This window comes from Xenorhabdus hominickii, from assembly GCF_002632725.1.
Classification (GTDB): Bacteria; Pseudomonadota; Gammaproteobacteria; order Enterobacterales; family Enterobacteriaceae; genus Xenorhabdus; species Xenorhabdus hominickii.
Window position 1 is genome coordinate 1,119,882 of record NZ_NJAI01000001.1, and the last position, 15,063, is coordinate 1,134,944.

Below are 15,063 nucleotides of genomic sequence, written 5' to 3' on the forward strand. Positions count from 1 at the left end.
TTACAGCAGGTATAGCAACGATAACGAGGATGTCCGCCATTCCCTTTTCCATGTCCTTTGACATGTTCTGATTTGTGACAATAACGGCAATAGACGTCAACTTTGGCCATGCTTTACCCTTAAAAGGCGGGAAGCATATCACAACAACTAACTATTTAATACATGACCAAAATCATGGGGATAGGTTTGCCTCAAACGTCGATTTTAAGCATGGGGTCGAGTTATGGCACTACAGGATATCTGGGGCTTCCAATCGTGATTTCTGCCTATGGTGAATCTGCTGCACTGCCTGCCGCCATTGCTACGATCCTGCATAACATTCCGGCTATTATGGCGGTTATCATTACTTACGATATTTTTTCTACGCAGCAATCTGGCAGTAAATTATCCATTATCCAAAGTCTCGTTAAGGCGTTAAAAACCACTCTGACTAACCCTCTGATGGTTTCCGTTATTGCTGGGTTGGTTTTCGTTTGTTTCAACATTCCAGTACCAAAATTTCTACAAACGCTTGCGGGATTTTTGGGCAGCGCCGCAGGCCCAACGGCATTATTTGCTTTGGGAATAGGATTGTCCCGGCTTAAAGTCAGAGAGCATATAAACGGAGAAACATTAAAACTGGTCACCCCTATGCTGTGTCTCAAGTTGGGAGTGCAGCCACTAGTTACGTTTATCTGTGCTTATCATCTATTCGGAATAAAGCAGGTGAATGATATTTGGCTGATTGTTGCTATTGTCATGGCTGCACAGCCTATTGGAGCAGGAGTTTATGTTTTTGCCAGTAACTATGGCTTCAAACAGGAAGTTATTTCTCTTTCTATTATTATTTCCCTGCTTATTGCACTGATAACGATACCGATTGTTCTGCAATTGTTGTCTGTTTAAGTATGGACACAAGAGCGGCTGACATTACATTGCACGTTTTGTTAGCTTTGTCATCAATACCCGCGAGTTGATGACATCACCTCTTTTACTTAAATTGAAGCCAGTCTATCTATAGCAATATTTACAATGGAGTGTAATCGTTCAGTGTTCTGCTCGGACAGAAAGGTTATCTCTATGAACAATTCGTTAAATCAAGGTTTTTTTTGGGTTTAATCTTTGTTTAATCGCTTAATGTGATACTGATGTGTTTTTGCGTAGAAAGCGTATCAAGATAGAGCTTATTCTCAAAATAACTCTTGTTGAAAATATGCGAATATACAATCTTCATAGATAAATTTTTCCCAATTAGCCTTAAATACTCGTAAATGTAGGTAAATCTTTGGAACTTAATTCCATTGGGAATTACACTTAATAAGTTTTGTTGTTATGAGTTTTATTGTTGACCTCAAAAATAAAGGAACCATCAATGTTTAAACGTATTTTTGTGTCGCTTATGGCTGCATGTGCTATCAGTGTGATAGCTGCCCCAGTATTGGCTGCCGAAACTCACGTCAAGCTGGTGACATCAGCCGGCGAAATCGAACTTGAGCTGGATAGCAGTAAGGCACCAATTACCACTAAGAATTTCGTTGAATATGTCAATGAGGGATTTTATAACAACACTATTTTTCATCGTGTTATTCCCGGTTTTATGGTTCAGGGTGGTGGTTTTACAAAAGATATGCAGCAGAAAACCACGAAAGCGCCTATTAAAAACGAAGCAGATAATGGCTTGCGTAATTTGCGCGGGACTATCGCTATGGCGCGTACGGCAGATCAAGATAGCGCAACCAGTCAATTTTTTATTAACGTAACCGATAATGCCTTTCTCGACCACGGTCAGCGTGATTTTGGTTATGCTGTCTTTGGCAAGGTGATAAAAGGTATGGATGTCGTTGATAAAATTTCTCAGGTCAAGACAGAAAATGTTGGCCCTTATCAAAATGTGCCAGTGAAACCTATCGTGATTCTGTCAGCTAAGATTGAACCTTAATCATCCTTATAGGGGATATGTCTAAAATATTTCAATATATATTAATGGCATGAGACGGTATTCGCCTAATCACTAGAGTGATTTGAGTACCGTCTTGCTCTCACACTGTTCTGCTTTTTGCCATCTCTGTTTTTTCACTCAAATCCTGCAGCATCGTGATGCTGCTGTTGGGCATCCTCTGTACCTCTATTTTAAAAATACTTCTGTGGTATGATGAATACCCCGTTGTCGTTGATACTGCTTTACCTGATTTTATCGTAATACAGCATACGCAATACCCCAATAGGGGTAGGGATACTTATAAAACTATAAAAATCAGTAGGATATACTCCTATGTTATTAATGATAGATAACTACGATTCTTTTACATTCAATTTATATCAATATTTTTGTGAGTTAGGGACAGAGGTTTTAGTCAAGCGTAATGATGAATTACAGCTTGAAGATATCGAAAAATTGGCACCTACACATTTAGTGATTTCTCCAGGGCCAGGTACTCCGGATGGCGCCGGGATATCTCTGGAAGCGATTTCACATTTTGCCGGGAAATTGCCCATTCTCGGAGTGTGCTTAGGGCATCAGGCAATAGGTCAGGCTTTTGGGGCCAGTGTTGTCAAAGCCCGAGAAGTGATGCATGGGAAAACCAGCTTGCTTCACCATAGCCAGCAAGGGGTATTTAAGGGGCTGGATCATCCACTGACTGTTACCCGCTATCACTCTTTGGTCATTGCAGCAGAAACGCTTCCTGCGTCATTTGAAGTGACGGCGTGGAGCCAGTGCAATGGTGATGTGGATGAAATTATGGGAATACGTCACCGTACTTTGCCACTGGAAGGTGTTCAGTTTCATCCTGAAAGTATTCTGAGTGAACAGGGGCATGAGTTGTTGAATAATTTCCTTAAATACTAGGGGCTGTTTACCTTTCGAGTGCATAATTTATTCCGCCCACATAGGCAGCCACATGATGACAAATGCCAGTGCTAACAGACTGGCGTAATTGTGTTCCAACTTATCGGATTTTCGGCTGTTTCTCCTGTAGGGAATAATTGGTGTTGTGGCGGTACGCCTGAAGGTTTCACTATCGTAGCCCTTATCCGCAATCACAAAACGTCAACCCGCCCTAATTAGATATAACAGAATTTCCTCATTTGGCTGTTTTTTATTTGCTCTCACCTGATTTTTTATTCATATTTAGTGATTATTATTTCATTGGTATGTAGCCAATATAAAAATAAGGTGAGGGAAATGGTAGAAAATAGAGCAGTAAACCGAAATACCTACGATCAGGTTATGTTGCCAATTTATGCGCCTGCGAGTTTTATACCCGTCAGAGGGCAAGGTAGCCGGGTGTGGGATCAGCAGGGCAATGAATACATTGATTTTGCTGGTGGTATCGCTGTTTTGGCATTGGGGCATTGTCATCCAGCTTTAGTCGATGTCCTGAAACAGCAAGGTGAAAAATTGTGGCATGTCAGCAATATTTTCACTAATGAACCTGCCTTAATCTTAGCGCAAAAACTGATTGATGCGACGTTTGCACAGAAGGTCTTTTTCGCCAACTCCGGTGCTGAAGCCAATGAAGCCGCCTTTAAATTGGCACGCCGTCATGCTATTACCCGTCATCACACCAATAAAACTAAAATTATCGCTTTTCATCAGGCGTTTCATGGACGTACATTTTTTACTGTTTCGGTCGGTGGGCAGCAGAAATATGCTGATGGTTTCGGTCCCAAGCCCGCTGATATTATTCATGTTCCGTTTAATGATTTGAACGCAGTCAGAGAAGTGATGGATGAGCACACTTGTGCTGTTGTTTTGGAGCCAATTCAAGGGGAAGGTGGCGTCACCCCTGCAACACTGGAGTTTCTTCGTGGTGTCCGTGAGTTATGTGATCACTATCAGGCTTTATTGATTTTTGATGAAGTCCAGAGTGGAATGGGGCGCACAGGCAAACTCTATGCTTACCAGCATTATGGAGTACAGCCAGATATTTTGACGACAGCAAAAGCCTTGGGAGGCGGTTTTCCGATCAGTGCGATGCTGACGACAGAGGCAATTGCGACGGCAATGGAAATAGGGGCTCATGGAACAACTTATGGAGGTAATCCACTCGCGTGTTCCGTTGGCTGTGCTGCGTTAGATATCATCAATACGGCGGAAGTGCTGACGGGCGTGGAAAAACGTCACGATATGATTATTCAGGCGCTGGAAAAGATGAACCAAAAATATCATATCTTCGATGAAGTTCGCGGAAAAGGGTTGCTTATCGGAGCTGTGTTGAAAGCTGAATATCAGGGTAAAGCCGGAGATATATTGCAGCAAGCGGCTGAACAGGGAGTGATGTTATTAAGTGCAGGAGGCGGTATTTTGCGTTTTACGCCATCATTGATTATTCCAGAGGATGATATAGCTGAAGGTATGACGCGACTGGACAAGGCGATAGCACGATGGCTGAGTGAATAGCGGAATAAAAAAGCCAGTGCTGAATGTCACTGATTGCACTGGCTGAGTTAAGATTTTTAGGAACTAGCGAGTTCCGTAAACGACAATGGTTTTACCATGCGCGGAAATCAGGTTTTGATCTTCCAGCATTTTTAGAATACGGCCAACTGTTTCACGGGAGCAACCCACGATCTGCCCAATTTCCTGGCGTGTAATTTTGATTTGCATACCATCAGGATGAGTCATTGCATCAGGCTGTTTGGCTAGGTTGAGCAATGTTTGAGCGATACGACCTGTAACGTCCAAAAAGGCTAAGTTACCTACTTTTTCGGAAGTTGTTTGTAGACGGCTTGCCATCTGAGCAGATAAACGCATTAAAATGTCAGGATTCACCTGAATTAACTGGCGAAATTTCTTGTAGGAAATTTCAGCTACTTCACAGGCGTTTTTGGCTCGCACCCATGCAGTACGTTCTTGCCCTTCTTCAAACAATCCAAGTTCACCAATGAAATCTCCCTGATTTAAATAAGAGAGAATCATTTCCTTACCTTCTTCATCTTTTATTAGAACAGCAACCGAACCTTTAACAATATAGTAAAGCGTCTCTGCTTTCTCGCCTTGATGAATAAGCGTGCTCTTGGATGGATATTTGTGAATATGGCAGTGTGACAAAAACCATTCAAGAGTAGGGTCTGTTTGTGGCTTGCCGAGAACCATTCGCTTTATCCTCTGTTGTTATTTCCGCCTTTATGACATGAGAAACAGACGGTTTCTCTGCAGGCTGGCTTTATAAAGTCAATAGTTTAACATATTAACTTACTGAAAAACTGACAAGTAGGAATTTTATATGGATTATAAGAATTTTAAAATGCTGGCGTATTGATCTTGATCCATATACCTTGCCAATCTTGTTTGTAACACAGGAAAACGTTTCTGTCTTCTCCTGTATCGCTTCAGCATATTAAACTGGCTGCTGGATTACTAGAGATTAGTCTGGTGAGACGATTTTATTGCCTTTATATTTATAAAAAGAAAAAATAATGACCGTGTGTTAAAAACAAAAATACGAACAAAAAGAAGAGGGAAATCAGGAAAGAGAGTGAAATTGATTTCTTTAGCATCATAAGGATACAGTTCCGGCCGTGGTGAATTTTATTGTTACGGAAACTGTTTATTTATTTAAATAAACAGGCAACGTTATTTTTTGTCACCTGTCTTATTAGAAATAAGAGGAGATTTAAATCAACAAATTTCTTTGCCTTCCAGTAATTGTTTAACTAGCGGCGCCATAATTAATTCCATTGCTAGCCCCATTTTCCCACCCGGTACGACAATGGTATCTATACTAGAAATAAATGAACCCTGAAGCATTGCCAGTAAATAAGGAAAATCAATTTGGGTTAGGCCGCGAAAGCGAATTACGATAAAACTTTCGTCTAATGAAGGAATCGCTTTGGCAGAGAAGGGGTTAGAGGTATCAACAGTGGGTACGCGCTGGAAATTGATATGGGTACGTGAAAACTGTGGGGTGATGTAACGAATGTAGTCATCCATGGAACGGACAACAGAATCCATGACTGCTTCTCTAGAATGCCCACGTTCACTGGTATCTCGGATAAGTTTCTGTATCCATTCCAGATTGACGATAGGTACGACACCAATCAGTAAATCAACATTACTGGCAACATTGTGCTGCGGAGTGACAACACCACCATGCAACCCCTCATAAAATAGAACATCTGTATTGGATGGCAAAGGTTCCCATGGCGTGAAAGTGCCCGGAAGCTGGTTATAAGGTACGGCTTCATCATAGGTATGCAGGTACTTTCGACAGCGGCCATTCCCCGTTTGCCCATAGTCAGAAAACGTCTTTTCCAGCATACTGAAATCATTGGCTTCTGGCCCAAAGTAACTGATATGCCTGCCTTGTTCTCTCGCTTTTCGGATCTCGGCATCCATTTCAGGACGAGTATAACGATGGAAACTATCCCCTTCTATAAGTGCGGCGGTGACACCAAGTTGTTGGAAAATCTTGCGAAAGGCCACACTGGTGGTGGTTGTTCCTGCTCCACTGGAGCCAGTGATTGCGATGACAGGGTGTTTGGCAGACATGAACAGACTCCTTATCAATAAAATTTAGGGTTAACAAGCCAGACTTTATGGACGAAACATCTCTTTAGGCATGATATTGACGGTTTCATGTAATTCAGACCATACCAGCAGAACCTCACCTCGTTCAAGTTGACGTTTGACATCCTGTACTTTTTGTTCGAGTGTTTTTTCTTGCTCACCGTAATCGGTCCCTTCCCGTAAGACATAACTTTCTATCAAGTTGCGTAGGGTTTCGGCTTCCAGTTGTTGCCATGGAATCATCATAGTATTTGCTCCTGATCGTGTTGAGATTGATCTGGTATTGATTGTTTTTGTGATGACTTTTTTTGTAATGATCGTTCTGATGATGATTGCCCTGAAAGGGAGAATTCTAAATAAGGCGCTAACCAATCAGGAATACGCTGTTCCAGCCACATCTGTGGTTTTTTTAGTGAACCACCAACGAAACCGACATGCCCACCATGTTCAGTCATCTGATATTCAATGTTAGGAGGTAAATGTGTGGTATCAGGGATCACTTCTGGTGACATGAAAGGATCATCTTTGGCGTGGATGATTAATAGCGGTATTGTAATATTAGGCAAACGGGGTAGTGCACTGCATTGGTGATAATAGTCATCTGCATCTTTAAAACCGTGGATTTTGGCGGTGATAGCATTATCAAATTCACGTAATTTTTTCATTGAATTGAATTGAGTTGGCTAAGGCTCAAAGGCAGAGAATTCGGATAGCGCAGTAACTTGCGGGATGCGTTATTTTTCAGTTTATTGAGCAAATAGTGTTGATATATCTGAGAAAATCCCTGTTCTATCCGTTTGGAACAGGCTTTCAGCATAAATGGTGCTGAGACAATAACGGCAGCATCTACTTGGGCATGGGCTTGTTCTTCTGCCAGATAACAGGCCAGCATATTGCCGCCAAGGGAATAACCTACTGCGGCTGTGGGGGCTTCGCCATAAGTCATTTTTAGCCAGTTCAGAAAATAGCGGGCATCGCTGGTTTCCCCTGAATGATAAATACGTTGCTGGCGGTTAGGTTCTCCGCTGCAACCACGAAAATGCATCACAACGCCAAGCCAGCCTTTTTCCTGACAAGCACTGATCAGTCCATGGGCATAAGGGCTGCTGAATCCTCCTTCTAAACCATGAAAAAGAACCAGCCGCGGTTTGTGGGAAGCAGTTTCAGGATCTTCGCTCCATGCTAAATCCACAAAATCATCATCGGGCAAATTCAATCGCTGCCAGTGGGCTTGTAACTTGGGGCGACGTCTCAGTAAACGAGGAAGCAAGGTTTGTATATGGGGATTACTGGCTCCGCTTAAGGGACAAAAATTCTCATTCATAATGAATTGATTTCATGACTAGTTATCTTGTGTGTGGAATAACATACTGCTATTTTCCTTGAAAGGAAATGTCAACCATTTGGGCGATAGGAATCTACCCATGACTGCAAGCCTGTTATTCTCGCTCAGCACATTTATGTTTATTGCTGCTGTTACACCCGGCCCAAATAATATGTTATTGGCGTCATCGGGTGCCAATTTTGGTATCCATCGTTCCATTCCCCTGTATTTAGGCATTGCTCTGGGGATGCAAACAATTTTGCTGTTTTCTGCCTTTGGCATTGCCGCACTGCTGCTGGTTTATCCCGCTCTGCATATTGGCTTGAAAGTACTCGGTAGCCTGTATTTATTGTGGTTGGCTTGGAAAACGGCAACCTCGCATTATAAGCGATTGGATACGGTAACGTCGGCAGGAAAGCCAACCAAAATTTATCAGGGCTGGTTATTACAGTTCTTGAATCCCAAAACATGGGTAATGGGATTGGGGGCGATCAGTAGTTATAGCCTGGAAGGGGCGCTGTATAATGGTTCTATTTTGGCTATTAGCATAGTGATGTTAATAGCCAATACGGCAGCGGGTGCAATTTGGCTTATTCTGGGGGCATTGATCGGTCGCTTACTGAAAAGCCGCCATGCGTGGTTTACCTTCAATATCACAATGGGAATATTGACAGCGGCTTGTGTACCCCTAATCTGGATGAATTGAGATTTTTGAATCAATCTAGGTCGATGTTTTTGCTCCCGAAGAATAACGTTATCACAAAGCCAGCGATGTAAGCGACAACTAACCCTGCACCGTATACCGCCATACCTGTAAATATGCCACTGTTGGATGTCATCAACGGTAAAGCGACAAGCCCGGAAGGGCCGAAAACACTATTTAGCCCGACAGGCCATCCCCACCAAGCAATCAGGCCGATAAAAAATCCACCCGTTGCGCCCCCGAGACAGGCGGTGACAAACGGCTTGATGCGGGGCAATGTGACACCATAAATTAAAGGTTCCCCGATCCCCAAAAATCCCGGGATGATGGCTCCTTTGATCTGAGTACGCAGCAGGGAGCCTTTTTGCGCTTTCACATATAACGCCAGCGCAGACCCTACCTGACCCGCACCCGCCATCGCCAGAATCGGGAACAAGGAATTGAAGCCTTGCGCATCCATCAAGGCGAAATAGACGGGTACGAAGCCTTGATGCACACCAAACATAACAGCAAGTAAGAACAAGCCTGCTAAGATTGCTGTACCGAATGGGTTGCCATTCAAATGCATGAACAGCCATGACATTGCCGTAAACAGGTAGCTTCCTACAGGCATGATGATGATAAAGGCAATGGCTCCCATGATAAGCAGGGTGATTGCAGATGTCAGAATCATATCCAGATCAGACGGCATGATTTTGCGGATTTGCTTTTCGACCCAAGCACCGAGAATACAGGCGATCAGCACTCCGATAATATTACCTCGTGGGTCGATGGCGAAACCAAAGAAATTGTTAATGCCAGAATAGAAACCGCTAGTGGCTTCAGCGTTATAACCCAGCACAAACAGAGACGCAATGATGGCACCGTTAACACCTGAACCGCCAAACGCCTTTTGTGCATTGTAGCCAATCAATATGCTGAGGAAACTGAACATGCCTTTGCTGAAAATTTTCATATAGCCGACCATTTCCACCAATATGGCGTTGGGGTGAGTCGCTTCTTTGATAAAAATTTGTTCCAGCAGAGTAGCAAAGCCCAGTAACAGGCCAACAGCGATAAAGCCTGGGATCAGAGGTGTAAAGATGGTGGCGAATTTCGCCAGAAATTTATGGACTGAACTGGTTTGTTTTTCTTTCAGATGTTTCTTGTTGGAGGTAGCAATATCTTTTATTTTTTCGGAATGAGGAGCTGCGCTTGATGTCTCTGAACCGCCGAGATGATGAGGCTTACTTAACAGCGCATTCATCATATCTGCCGCTGTCTGGGCTTTGCCGGGACCAAGGACAATCTGGAGCTGAACATCACTTTCTATGACACCTAAGACGCCGGCAATTTTCTTCAGTTTAGTTTTGTCGACCAGTGCATTATCACATAGGGTCAATCGTAGGCGAGTCATGCAGTTACCGCTGTGTATAACGTTACTCGCCCCACCGATGGTATTGAGTATGTCGACCAACATTTCCTGATTAATTTTAGCCATTGATAACCCCTTCAAAGAGGTAATGATTATCGGTATATCGAGATAGCTGGCCGGATGAACCCTTGGTGATCTGCCAATAATGCTTTGGCTTCTTCGGCACTGACACCCGATAAAATCATCACGATTGCTGTTTTGCAGTGACCGCCACAGGCGTTGAGGGCTTGATCTGCTATTTCCTTGCTACACTCAGTGGCGGCCATGACAATATTTTTTTGACGTTCGATTAATTTTGCATTGGTGGCTTCCACATCCACCATCAAGTTGCCATACACTTTGCCTGTACGGATCATCGCCCCTGTCGTGATCATGTTCAGTACCAGTTTTTGTGCTGTTCCTGCTTTCATGCGGGAAGAACCGGTCACAACTTCCGGGCCGACTATCGGTGTTATGGCAATATTGGCCAACTGCGCCATCGGGCTGTCTGGATTACAACTGATACACACGACTGTAGCACCAACTGATTTGCCGTATTCCATCGTGCCTAATACATAAGGCGTCCGGCCACTGGCAGCGATCCCTACCAGTATATCTCTCTGATTAAAGTTTAGTTCCTTAAGGTCGTCTATGCCTAATTGCCAATTATCTTCCGCATTTTCTACCGCTTTCAGAATAGCCTGATGCCCGCCAGCAATTAACCCAACCACTTGTTCTGGTTTTGTACCATAAGTTGGGGGGCATTCACTGGCATCTAAAATACCTAAACGCCCAGATGTTCCGGCCCCGCTATAGATTAAACGCCCACCCTGAAGAAATGTTTTGGCTACTTTATCAACCACATCGGCAATTTGGGGCAGTGTTTTTTCAACAGCGATCGCCACTTTTTTATCCTCATCGTTGATGACACGTAACATATCTATTGTAGATAACGTATCAATATGGGTACTGGAGGCGTTACGGCCCTCTGTTACCATATTACTTAGGTCGATTTTCATTATTTTGTCCTGCGTTATATCCGAGAGCGATTCATCAATACCTGATTATCGTACAGATTATTTGATTTACACCCAATAAATTTCGAATTACATCGCGCGGGAAAAGCATTAAACTCCAAAAAATCTGCGATAAATATATTTTATCGATTGATAGTAATATTTCATTACGCATTTTATTCAAAGGTTTTTTAATGTATTTTAATCTCATATTAGTGTTGTGTTTTTTGCTAAATAAACGATCTTGTAATATTTTTTTATTTTTAGGTGATAATAAATTATTTTATTACATATCTGAATTATTTATATTATGAGTTTTTTCCTGATTCTCCTTGTCTTTTTGATTAAAAATACAGCGTATTTTGTTATCAATTGACAATCAATTTTTATTATGGTTGATATTTTTTTAAATATAACACAGGTAAAAATACCCTCAATCACTAAATTCATCATCATTGGGGAGTTTTTAAAACTCTAAGGTGTCTATATATGATTTCATATCTTGGTGAATGTTTTCGTTTTTTATTTATATTAATCATAATGTTCTTTTTGCCGTTTTTTTGGTCGTGAATGGGATCGTGAATCTAATTTATTGATAATGATGAATGTTCAGATAATATCCGATGACTCTGCCATGCATTTCGATGGATTTTGAAAAAGACAACGTTTTACGAGTCAGTCTTGCCAAATGCTGACGCAGATTCAGGTTATATTTTTCGATGCGTTGTATATAACGCTGGCTAACCACCTGTAGTTTTCCTATCAGCATTTTTTCATCGCTTTTCCAGCCATCCGTCATATAGACCACAATGTTGAAAGGAGTCAGTAACGCCATCAAACGCATCAAGGTCTTTTTTGTTCTTGGTCCAAAAACGTGGGCGATCACTTTTCGTCTGCTCCGGTTGTAAGCATAAAAGCGCCAACGGGGCTTTTTCTTCGACTTCACATATGACCACTGCTTATCCATTTCACAGCAGACAATCACTTCAGTGCCGGGGGCAATAGCTTCGGTTACGGATTTGGGACTGAGTTCTTTAAGTGACGAAGGACAGTATTCAGGCCAATCCCCATGACACGCGCGGTTGCCCGACATCCCATTCCGTTCATGGCCATATCGACAATTTGCTTATGTGTCCCGGGACGACATACGGTATAGGTGAATTCCAATGGCCAAGAATGACGACAAGATTGGCAAAGGTAGCGCTGATGACCAGAACGAGATCGCCCCTTACGATGGATCCCTTTAACTGCACAACAAGACGGGCAGATCACATCAATCTTTGCCATTTGAATGTTCTCCAAATAGGCAGACTATACACGATTCAATAAATTGATGTCATGACCCTATATGATTATGAAAACAATAAGAGAAGAGATTCTAATCTTGATGATACAGGTAAATTATTGTGTAAACTATAAGGCTAAAATAAAATTTTATGAAAAAACCACAACTTTAATTATTTTAGGCTGTGATTTTTTTGTTAAAATGTAAGGTTATCATGTGATAACTATTTTTCATTGTACATTTTTTCTTGTGTTGATTCATAATCTAAAACATATAGCTAGTTATTTTTCGTATTTTTTAATCATTTTTTTGGATTGTTTATTGTTAAAAAAAACATGAGGATAAAGTTTCCTTTTCACTTTACTAAAAGATCAAACTCTTTTGTATCATACATACTATCTATTGCATGATGATTTTTCATTGACGAAAAAATAACTCTTTACTATCTTAATCTAACAATGAAAGGTCAATCTTTGATTTTATATGTGATATAATGCTCTATAACTGCATTGAATTTACTAGTAATTTATTTCAACATTTATGCCAATCATCAACCGCATAGATCACCACACTAAAATAATAGCAATATCATCAATTCATTAAATTAAATTTAATTATTTCCTATTAGGAAATGAGTAGGGATTGGCTTCCTATCGTACACAAAATAATTCGTATTTTTTTAAAAAATAGCATACCAATACAGAATATTCCGATATAAAAAAGCTGTATAATTTGCAATAAGATTAGATATGTTTTATCAATAGCAACACACTAAAAACCTTCCAATACGCGTGCTATTATTTATGGGTGCTGCATTTTTGAGTGTTTTTTTACTCGTTTTAGGATGGTGAGTATCATTATAGTTATATTTAATATAAAACTTTAACCTAAAATCCATCCTTATTAACACGTAATAAGAGTAAATGTAGAAATATCCAGAAAAATAAAAATTTGGCTTGTCTGAAATAATAAAATGAATGTGAATTATCTGCTGTTTGTCTCACTACACGAGTAAGCCAGATATATATACTTTTATTTATTTTTAAGAATTAAATCATTCACACAATAGTTTCGTAGTATGATATTTTAACTTTAATGGTTTTTGGTATTACCTTTGGTGGCTTACCAATAAATAAAAGTTATCAATTGATAATTTATCGTTCATTACTTATTTCTTGGTGGTAGCCCTAAATGTATAACATATAAGAAAACCCATAGTGGGTTTATTTGTATGATGTATATCTAATCTATTTCAATTTTCAGATCAGTAAGTAGAAAAAAGTTTTGAAAAATGGAAGGGGATTGGTATACCCAATAGATTTCAAATTACATCGGGGTGGTAAGGGAATGAACCCTCGAGAGCATAGATAACTATGTGAAATAAAGAAGTAAATTGAAAAATAAAGGGTATAGATGTAGACAACAAGAGTTCATCTTGTTCTGTACTGCCAAAATACGGACTTTGCCTTTAGTTACTGTTGAAATTGTTACAAATTGTAATTAACGCACAATAATAATAAATCTTTTGCTAATTGTACCCTTATTAACTACCATTTTGTTAGTTAACATTTTGACAATTGACCAGATAAAACCTTTGGCAAAACGCTAAGTTAAAATGCTATCACCATGAATCTGTAATGTTTTGTAGTTACTTAACAATCATTGGGCGAAAGAACATGGATATACGCAATCTTGAAGCTTTTATCGTTTTGGCTGAGACTCTGAATTATCATAAGGCTTCAGAGAGACTTTATCTTTCTCAGCCTGCCTTAACGAAGAAAATACACGGGTTGGAAGATATTCTTGGTGCTTCACTATTTACAAGGGGACCAAATGGAACAAGATTGACGGATTTTGGGCAAAAGACACTGGAGAATGCCAGAAATTTTTTAACTCACTATGAGCGATTCAAAAGTCAGGTTCATTTTGATTCAAAAGAAGATTTGGTCAGACATCTATATGTTGGCTCTTGTTTCCCTATCCATAACTATTCTCAAATAGAGAAGCAGATCGCGGAGAAAAAGGGTAATGTTGTATTGGCACTGGTAACTGGCCTGTCAGTTGAACAGCAAATTAGTTTATTGAATGCAGGAATGCTGCATGTTGCTGTGATACCGATAGCATCTATTACACAATTAGAGCCGAAAAAGGTTTTTACGGAAAGATTGGTTTATATCTTTAAAAAAAGGAGTAATTTGATATCTAAGTTTAAAATTACTTTAAGTAATTTTGGCAATGGGATTTTTCCGACAAATTTATCAGAAAAAAATGAGGTAATTGAGTTAACTGATTGTCTTAATGTTTTCCCTATTTATACCGGTGACAATATGCATTTGTTATTAAAGACAAATGATATCATGTTGATAATAGAGATGATTACAAAAAATAATTCCTATACATGTGTTCCTCAGCGGATTATTAGCTCTATTCCTGAGTATTATATGAATTTGTTAGAGATTGTTGAAACAGATAAAAAAATTGATCTTGGTGTGGTGTGGGGGAAATCTATAGATGATCATCTGATTGATGATGCTGAAAATTTTTCCACCCTGGTTGCTAGTGTATAAATCAGTGGGCATAGTCTGTTTTTTATAGGATATCTAAACAATTAATCTCTATATTAAAATAGGATTTAATGCATAAATTCTAAAACTCTCTCAGTAAGGAGTGCAAAATGAGAATGAGTATCTTAAGTACTTATCAACTATAAATAAACTATCATCATAAATGAATTATCATTTTTACGGCGAGTAAAACAGCTGTTTACATGCAATTTTTTAATTTTTAGGTTGTAAACAGGGAAAGATATTTTCAGTGCTTGATCAAGTGATGTGATAAGAGAATAGAAAGCA

General features: G+C 40.2%; 13 protein-coding genes and 2 pseudogenes. 6 read left to right on the top strand and 9 right to left on the bottom strand.

Annotation, left to right across the window (positions count from 1 at the left end; all coding sequences use genetic code 11):
- Positions 1-110: IS1 family transposase (locus tag Xhom_RS48830; RefSeq protein WP_338063730.1), on the bottom strand; the 110-nt coding region annotated here is incomplete at its 3' end.
- Positions 111-174: 64 nt separating this feature from the next.
- On the opposite strand from Xhom_RS48830, the gene Xhom_RS05000 reads away from it, so the two are divergent.
- The 3 genes from Xhom_RS05000 to Xhom_RS05010 all read left to right on the top strand — a co-directional run bounded on the left by Xhom_RS05000 (position 175) and on the right by Xhom_RS05010 (position 2,827).
- Positions 175-885, top strand: coding sequence for an AEC family transporter (locus Xhom_RS05000; protein ID WP_232326168.1), 711 nt, complete (start codon positions 175-177; stop codon positions 883-885).
- Between the two features lie 466 nt (positions 886-1,351).
- Entirely contained in the window at positions 1,352-1,918 is a 567-nt protein-coding gene (ppiA, locus tag Xhom_RS05005) for a peptidylprolyl isomerase A (protein ID WP_069317671.1), read from the top strand.
- 333 nt (positions 1,919-2,251) lie between these two features.
- Positions 2,252-2,827, top strand: coding sequence for an aminodeoxychorismate synthase component II (locus tag Xhom_RS05010; RefSeq protein WP_069317672.1), 576 nt, complete (start codon positions 2,252-2,254; stop codon positions 2,825-2,827).
- 27 nt (positions 2,828-2,854) lie between these two features.
- On the opposite strand, the pseudogene Xhom_RS05015 reads toward Xhom_RS05010, so the two are convergent.
- Positions 2,855-3,025, bottom strand: a pseudogene (locus tag Xhom_RS05015) (IS5/IS1182 family transposase); the annotation flags it as partial.
- Positions 3,026-3,163: 138 nt separating this feature from the next.
- Here Xhom_RS05015 and Xhom_RS05020 point away from each other — a divergent pair.
- Positions 3,164-4,381 (top strand): aspartate aminotransferase family protein, encoded by a 1,218-nt coding sequence (locus tag Xhom_RS05020; protein ID WP_198148720.1) that lies wholly within the window; start codon positions 3,164-3,166, stop codon positions 4,379-4,381.
- Positions 4,382-4,444: 63 nt separating this feature from the next.
- Here the strand turns inward: Xhom_RS05020 and crp are convergent, their stop codons facing one another.
- The 4 genes and pseudogenes from crp to Xhom_RS05040 all read right to left on the bottom strand — a co-directional run.
- Positions 4,445-5,077, bottom strand: coding sequence for a cAMP-activated global transcriptional regulator CRP (gene crp / locus Xhom_RS05025; protein ID WP_069317674.1), 633 nt, complete (start codon positions 5,075-5,077; stop codon positions 4,445-4,447).
- A 525-nt stretch (positions 5,078-5,602) separates the two neighbouring features.
- The gene (locus Xhom_RS05030) at positions 5,603-6,472 is read right to left on the bottom strand and encodes a phosphoribulokinase (RefSeq protein ID WP_069317675.1); all 870 of its coding nucleotides are present in this window, start codon (positions 6,470-6,472) and stop codon (positions 5,603-5,605) included.
- Positions 6,473-6,517: 45 nt separating this feature from the next.
- Positions 6,518-6,736 (bottom strand): YheU family protein, encoded by a 219-nt coding sequence (locus tag Xhom_RS05035; protein WP_069317676.1) that lies wholly within the window; start codon positions 6,734-6,736, stop codon positions 6,518-6,520.
- Positions 6,737-6,840: 104 nt separating this feature from the next.
- A pseudogene (locus tag Xhom_RS05040) lies at positions 6,841-7,814 on the bottom strand (hydrolase); the annotation flags it as partial.
- A 100-nt stretch (positions 7,815-7,914) separates the two neighbouring features.
- Here Xhom_RS05040 and Xhom_RS05045 point away from each other — a divergent pair.
- Positions 7,915-8,520: a LysE family translocator gene (locus Xhom_RS05045; protein ID WP_069317677.1), complete on the top strand. Its 606-nt coding sequence runs from the start codon at positions 7,915-7,917 to the stop codon at positions 8,518-8,520.
- A 10-nt stretch (positions 8,521-8,530) separates the two neighbouring features.
- On the opposite strand, the gene murP is transcribed toward Xhom_RS05045, so the two are convergent.
- The 3 genes from murP to Xhom_RS05060 form a co-directional block, all read right to left on the bottom strand.
- A complete protein-coding gene (murP, locus tag Xhom_RS05050) occupies positions 8,531-9,997 on the bottom strand; it encodes a PTS N-acetylmuramic acid transporter subunit IIBC (RefSeq protein WP_069317678.1) in 1,467 nt (488 codons plus the stop codon).
- A gap of 26 nt (positions 9,998-10,023) precedes the next feature.
- The gene (gene murQ, locus Xhom_RS05055; protein ID WP_071933894.1) at positions 10,024-10,929 is read right to left on the bottom strand and encodes an N-acetylmuramic acid 6-phosphate etherase; all 906 of its coding nucleotides are present in this window, start codon (positions 10,927-10,929) and stop codon (positions 10,024-10,026) included.
- A 586-nt stretch (positions 10,930-11,515) separates the two neighbouring features.
- Positions 11,516-12,213 (bottom strand): IS1 family transposase gene (locus Xhom_RS05060; protein ID WP_232326169.1). Its coding sequence is split into 2 segments (ribosomal slippage): positions 11,516-11,958 and positions 11,958-12,213, totalling 699 coding nucleotides; the frame shifts between segments, so codons are not numbered across the junction.
- Between the two features lie 1,674 nt (positions 12,214-13,887).
- On the opposite strand from Xhom_RS05060, the gene Xhom_RS33295 reads away from it, so the two are divergent.
- Positions 13,888-14,778 (top strand): LysR family transcriptional regulator, encoded by an 891-nt coding sequence (locus Xhom_RS33295; protein WP_069318536.1) that lies wholly within the window; start codon positions 13,888-13,890, stop codon positions 14,776-14,778.
- The last annotated feature ends 285 nt before the right edge of the window (positions 14,779-15,063 follow it).

What these genes read in the sequence shown, in the direction of transcription:
- Xhom_RS05000 (WP_232326168.1), top strand. Translation starts at nt 175, where the DNA reads ATGGGGATAGGTTTGCCTCAAACGTCGATTTTAAGCATGGGGTCGAGT.
- ppiA (WP_069317671.1), top strand. Translation starts at nt 1,352, where the DNA reads ATGTTTAAACGTATTTTTGTGTCGCTTATGGCTGCATGTGCTATCAGT.
- Xhom_RS05010 (WP_069317672.1), top strand. Translation starts at nt 2,252, where the DNA reads ATGTTATTAATGATAGATAACTACGATTCTTTTACATTCAATTTATAT.
- Xhom_RS05020 (WP_198148720.1), top strand. Translation starts at nt 3,164, where the DNA reads ATGGTAGAAAATAGAGCAGTAAACCGAAATACCTACGATCAGGTTATG.
- crp (WP_069317674.1), bottom strand. Translation starts at nt 5,077, where the DNA reads ATGGTTCTCGGCAAGCCACAAACAGACCCTACTCTTGAATGGTTTTTG.
- Xhom_RS05030 (WP_069317675.1), bottom strand. Translation starts at nt 6,472, where the DNA reads ATGTCTGCCAAACACCCTGTCATCGCAATCACTGGCTCCAGTGGAGCA.
- Xhom_RS05035 (WP_069317676.1), bottom strand. Translation starts at nt 6,736, where the DNA reads ATGATGATTCCATGGCAACAACTGGAAGCCGAAACCCTACGCAACTTG.
- Xhom_RS05045 (WP_069317677.1), top strand. Translation starts at nt 7,915, where the DNA reads ATGACTGCAAGCCTGTTATTCTCGCTCAGCACATTTATGTTTATTGCT.
- murP (WP_069317678.1), bottom strand. Translation starts at nt 9,997, where the DNA reads ATGGCTAAAATTAATCAGGAAATGTTGGTCGACATACTCAATACCATC.
- murQ (WP_071933894.1), bottom strand. Translation starts at nt 10,929, where the DNA reads ATGAAAATCGACCTAAGTAATATGGTAACAGAGGGCCGTAACGCCTCC.
- Xhom_RS33295 (WP_069318536.1), top strand. Translation starts at nt 13,888, where the DNA reads ATGGATATACGCAATCTTGAAGCTTTTATCGTTTTGGCTGAGACTCTG.